The following is a 5,840-nucleotide window of genomic DNA, read 5'->3' as shown; positions in this document are numbered from 1 at the left end:
ACCCCTCCACGGACGCCGACCCACCCGCGACTGGCAACCCCACGGAACCATCCTCATCACCGGCGGCACCGGAGCCCTCGGCAGCCACGCCGCACGCTGGATGGCCCGCCACGGAGCCGAACACCTCCTCCTCATCAGCCGCAGTGGCGAACAAGCCCCCGGAGCCACCCAACTCGCCGAAGAGCTGGCTGTGTTGGGCGCCCGTGTCACCATCGCCGCCTGCGATGTCGCCGATCTCGACGCCATGCGCACCCTTCTCGACGGCATCCCCGCCGAGGCGCCCCTCACCGCCGTCGTCCACACCGCCGGCGCGCTCGACGACGGCATCGTGGACACGCTGACCGCCGAGCAGGTCCGGCGGGCCCACCGTGCGAAGGCCGTCGGTGCCTCGGTGCTCGACGAGCTGACCCGGGACCTCGACCTCGACGCGTTCGTGCTCTTCTCGTCCGTGTCGAGCACTCTGGGCATCCCCGGGCAGGGCAACTACGCCCCGCACAACGCCTATCTCGACGCCCTCGCCGCTCGCCGCCGGGCCGCCGGCCGGTCCGCCGTCTCGGTGGCCTGGGGGCCGTGGGACGGCGGCGGCATGGCCGCCGGTGACGGCGTGGCCGAGCGGCTGCGCAACCACGGCGTGCCCGGCATGGACCCGGAACTCGCCCTGGCCGCACTGGAGTCCGTGCTCGGCCGGGACGAGACCGCGATCACCGTCGCGGACATCGACTGGGACCGCTTCTACCTCGCGTACTCCTCCGGTCGCCCGCAGCCCCTCGTCGAGGAGCTGCCCGAGGTGCGGCGCATCATCGACGCGCGGGAGAGCGCCACGGCCGGGCAGGGCGGGAGCTCCGCCCAGGGCGGCAACCCGCTGGCCGAGCGGCTGGCCGCCGCGGCGCCCGGCGAGCGTACGGAGATCCTCCTCGGTCTCGTACGGGCGCAGGCCGCCGCCGTGCTCCGGATGCGTTCGCCGGAGGACGTCGCCGCCGACCGGGCCTTCAAGGACATCGGCTTCGACTCGCTCGCCGGTGTCGAGCTGCGCAACAGGCTGACCCGGGCGACCGGACTCCAGCTGCCCGCGACGCTCGTCTTCGACCACCCGACGCCGCTGGCCCTCGTGTCGCTGCTCCGCAGCGAGTTCCTCGGCGACGAGGAGACGGCGGACGCCCGGCAGTCCGCGGCGCTGCCCGCCACCGTCGGCGCCGGCACCGATGCCGACGACGATCCGATCGCGATCGTCGCGATGAGCTGCCGCTACCCCGGTGACATCCGCAGCCCTGAGGACCTGTGGCGGATGCTGTCCGAGGGCGGCGAGGGCATCACGCCGTTCCCCACCGACCGCGGCTGGGACCTCGACGGCCTGTACGACGCCGACCCGGACGCGCTCGGCAGGGCGTACGTCCGCGAGGGCGGGTTCCTGCACGACGCGGCCGAGTTCGACGCGGAGTTCTTCGGCGTCTCGCCGCGCGAGGCGCTGGCCATGGACCCGCAGCAGCGGATGCTCCTCACGACGTCCTGGGAGGCCTTCGAGCGGGCCGGCATCGAGCCGGCCTCGCTGCGCGGCAGCAGCACCGGCGTCTTCATCGGCCTCTCCTACCAGGACTACGCGGCCCGCGTCCCGAACGCCCCGCGTGGCGTGGAGGGTTACCTGCTGACCGGCAGCACGCCGAGCGTCGCGTCGGGCCGTATCGCGTACACCTTCGGTCTCGAAGGGCCCGCGACGACCGTCGACACCGCCTGCTCGTCGTCGCTGACCGCCCTGCACCTGGCGGTGCGGGCGCTGCGCAGCGGCGAGTGCACGATGGCACTCGCCGGTGGTGTGGCGATGATGGCGACCCCGCACATGTTCGTGGAGTTCAGCCGTCAGCGGGCGCTCGCCCCGGACGGCCGCAGCAAGGCCTTCTCGGCGGACGCCGACGGGTTCGGCGCCGCGGAGGGCGTCGGCCTGCTGCTCGTGGAGCGGCTCTCGGACGCGCGGCGCAACGGTCACCCGGTGCTCGCCGTGGTCCGCGGTACCGCCGTCAACCAGGACGGCGCCAGCAACGGGCTGACCGCGCCCAACGGACCCTCGCAGCAGCGGGTGATCCGGCAGGCGCTGGCCGACGCCCGGCTGACGCCCGGCGACATCGACGCCGTCGAGACGCACGGCACGGGAACGTCGCTGGGCGACCCCATCGAGGCCCAGGGCCTCCAGGCCACGTACGGCAAGGAGCGGCCCACGGAACGGCCGCTCGCCATCGGCTCCGTGAAGTCCAACATCGGGCACACCCAGGCCGCGGCCGGTGCGGCGGGCATCATCAAGATGGTCCTCGCGATGCGCCACGGCACCCTGCCGAAGACCCTCCACGCCGACGAGCCGAGCCCGCACGTCGACTGGGCGAACAGCGGTCTGGCCCTCGTCACCGAGCCGATCGACTGGCCGGCCGGCACCGGTCCGCGCCGCGCCGCCGTCTCCTCCTTCGGCATCAGCGGGACGAACGCGCACGTCGTGCTGGAGCAGGCGCCGGACGCTGCTGCTGAGGTGCTTGGGGCCGATGAGGTGCCTGAGGCGGCTGGGATGGCTGGGACCTCCGAGGTCGCTGGGACCTCCGAGGTCGCTGAGGCCTCCGACAGCCGTGAGGCGCCCCTCCCCGGGCACCTGCCCTGGGTGCTGTCCGCCAAGGACGAGCAGTCGCTGCGCGGCCAGGCCGCCGCCCTGCACGCCTGGCTGTCCGACCCCGCCGCCGACCTGTCGGACGCGGACGGACCGGCCCGTCTGCGGGACGTCGGGTACACGCTCGCTACGAGCCGCACCGCCTTCGCGCACCGCGCCGCCGTGACCGCCGCCGACCGGGACGGGTTCCTGGACGGGCTGGCCACGCTGGCCCGGGGCGGCACCTCGGCCCACGTGTACCTGGACACCGCCCGGGACGGCACCACCGCGTTCCTCTTCACCGGCCAGGGCAGTCAGCGCCCCGGCGCCGGCCGTGAGCTGTACGACCGGCACCCCGTCTTCGCCCGGGCGCTCGACGAGATCTGCGCCCACCTCGACGGCCACCTCGAACTGCCCCTGCTCGACGTGATGTTCGCGGCCGAGGGCAGCGCGGAGGCCGCGCTGCTCGACGAGACGCGGTACACGCAGTGCGCGCTGTTCGCCCTAGAGGTCGCGCTCTTCCGGCTCGTCGAGAGCTGGGGCGTGCGGCCGGCCGCGCTGCTCGGTCACTCGGTCGGCGAGATCGCCGCCGCGCACGTCGCCGGTGTGTTCTCGCTCGCCGACGCCGCCCGCCTGGTCGCCGCGCGCGGCCGGCTCATGCAGGAGCTGCCCGCCGGTGGCGCGATGCTCGCCGTCCAGGCCGCGGAGGACGAGATCCGCGTATGGCTGGAGACGGAGGAGCGGTACGCGGGACGTCTGGACGTCGCCGCCGTCAACGGCCCCGAGGCCGCCGTCCTGTCCGGCGACGCGGACGCGGCGCGGGAGGCGGAGGCGTACTGGTCCGGGCTCGGCCGCAGGACCCGCGCGCTGCGGGTCAGCCACGCCTTCCACTCCGCGCACATGGACGGCATGCTCGACGGGTTCCGCGCCGTCCTGGAGACGGTGGAGTTCCGGCGCCCCTCCCTGACCGTGGTCTCGAACGTCACCGGCCTGGCCGCCGGCCCGGACGACCTGTGCGACCCCGAGTACTGGGTCCGGCACGTCCGCGGCACCGTCCGCTTCCTCGACGGCGTCCGCGTCCTGCGCGACCTCGGCGTGCGGACCTGCCTGGAGCTGGGCCCCGACGGGGTCCTCACCGCCATGGCGGCCGACGGCCTCGCGGACACCCCTGCGGATTCCGCTGCCGGCACCCCCGTCGACTCTCTCGCCGGCTCTCCCGCCGACTCCGCCGCCGGCGCGCTCCGGCCCCGGCCGCTGCTCGTGGCGCTGCTGCGCCGCAAGCGGTCGGAGACCGAGACCGTCGCGGACGCCCTCGGCAGGGCTCACGCCCACGGCACCGGGCCCGACTGGCACGCCTGGTTCGCCGGCTCCGGGGCGCACCGCCTCGACCTGCCCACGTACTCCTTCCGGCGCGACCGCTACTGGCTGGACGCCCCGGCGGCCGACACCGCGTTGGACACCGCCGGCCTCGGCCTGGGCTCCGCCGACCACCCGCTGCTCGGCGCCGTGGTCAGCCTCCCGGACCGGGACGGCCTGCTGCTCACCGGCCGCCTCTCCCTGCGCAGCCACCCGTGGCTCGCGGACCACGCCGTCCTGGGGAGCGTCCTGCTCCCCGGCGCCGCGATGGTCGAACTCGCGGCCCACGCGGCGGAGTCCGCCGGTCTGCGTGACGTGCGGGAGCTGACCCTGCTGGAACCGCTGGTGCTGCCCGAGCACGGTGGCGTCGAGCTGCGCGTGACGGTCGGGGCGCCGGCCGGAGAGCCCGGCGGCGAGTCGGCCGGGGACGGCGCACGGCCCGTCTCCCTCCACTCGCGGCTCGCCGACGCGCCCGCCGGTACCGCGTGGTCCTGCCACGCGACCGGTCTGCTGGCCACCGACCGGCCCGAGCTGCCCGTCGCGCCCGACCGTGCGGCCGTATGGCCGCCGCAGGGCGCCGAGGAGGTGCCGCTCGACGGTCTCTACGAGCGGCTCGAAGGGAACGGCCTCGCCTTCGGTTCGCTGTTCCAGGGGCTGAACGCGGTGTGGCGGTACGAGGGTGAGGTCTTCGCCGACATCACGCTCCCCGCGACCACGAACGCGAACGCGAACGCGACCGCGACCGCGAACGGCGGCGGAAGTGCGGCGGCGGCCCCCTACGGCATCCACCCCGCCCTGCTCGACGCTTCGCTGCACGCCATCGCGGTCGGCGGTCTCGTCGACGAGCCCGAGCTCGTCCGCGTCCCCTTCCACTGGAGCGGTGTCACCGTGCACGCGGCCGGTGCCGCGGCGGCCCGGGTCCGTCTCGCATCCGCGGGGAAGGACGCCGTCTCGCTGTCCCTGACGGACGGCGAGGGACGCCCGCTGGTCTCCGTGGAACGCCTCACGCTGCGCCCGGTCACCGCCGATCAGGCGGCGGCGAGCCGCGTCGGCGGGCTGATGCACCGGGTGGCCTGGCGTCCGTACGCCCTGGCCTCCTCCGCCGAACAGGACCTGCACGCCACTTCGTACGGGCCGACCGCCGTCCTCGGCAAGGACGAGCTGAAGGTCGCCGCCGCCCTGGAGTCCGCGGGCGTCGAGGTCGGGCTCTACCCCGACCTGGCCGCGCTGTCCCAGGACGTGGCGGCCGGCGCCCCGGCGCCCCGTACCGTCCTGGCCCCGCTGCCCGCGGGTCCCGCCGACGGCGGCGCGGAGGGCGTACGGGGCACGGTGGCCCGGACGCTGGAGCTGCTCCAGGCGTGGCTCGCCGACGAGCACCTCGCGGGCACCCGCCTGCTCCTGGTCACCCGCGGTGCGGTGCGGGACCCCGAGGGGTCCGGCGCCGACGACGGCGGCGAGGACCTGTCGCACGCGGCCGCCTGGGGTCTCGTACGGACCGCGCAGACCGAGAACCCCGGCCGCTTCGGCCTGCTCGACCTGGCCGACGACGCCTCGTCGTACCGGACCCTGCCGTCGGTGCTCTCCGACGCGGGCCTGCGCGACGAACCGCAGCTCGCCCTGCACGACGGCACCGTCCGGCTGGCCCGCCTGGCCTCCGTCCGGCCCGAGACCGGCACCGACGCGCCGGCGCTCGACCCGGAGGGCACGGTCCTGCTGACCGGCGGCACCGGCGGACTGGGCGGACTGGTCGCCCGGCACGTGGTGAGCGAGTGGGGCGTGCGGCGTCTCCTGCTCGTGAGCCGCCGGGGCACGGACGCCCCGGGCGCCGGCGACCTCGTGAACGAGCTGGAAGCCCTCGGAG

Annotated in this window: 1 protein-coding gene; it reads left to right on the top strand. The window is 75.4% G+C overall.

Translation table 11 applies throughout. The features are described 5' to 3' along the window. Nucleotides 1-5,840 (top strand): type I polyketide synthase (locus tag SGA01_RS40360; protein WP_141303372.1); only part of this gene is annotated, 5,840 nt, incomplete at both ends.

It is taken from the genome of Streptomyces gardneri (genome assembly GCF_006539185.1).
Taxonomy (GTDB): domain Bacteria; phylum Actinomycetota; class Actinomycetes; order Streptomycetales; family Streptomycetaceae; genus Streptomyces; species Streptomyces gardneri.
Note: the sequence above shows the minus strand (reverse complement) of the source record. Positions and strands in the feature narration are given on the sequence as shown.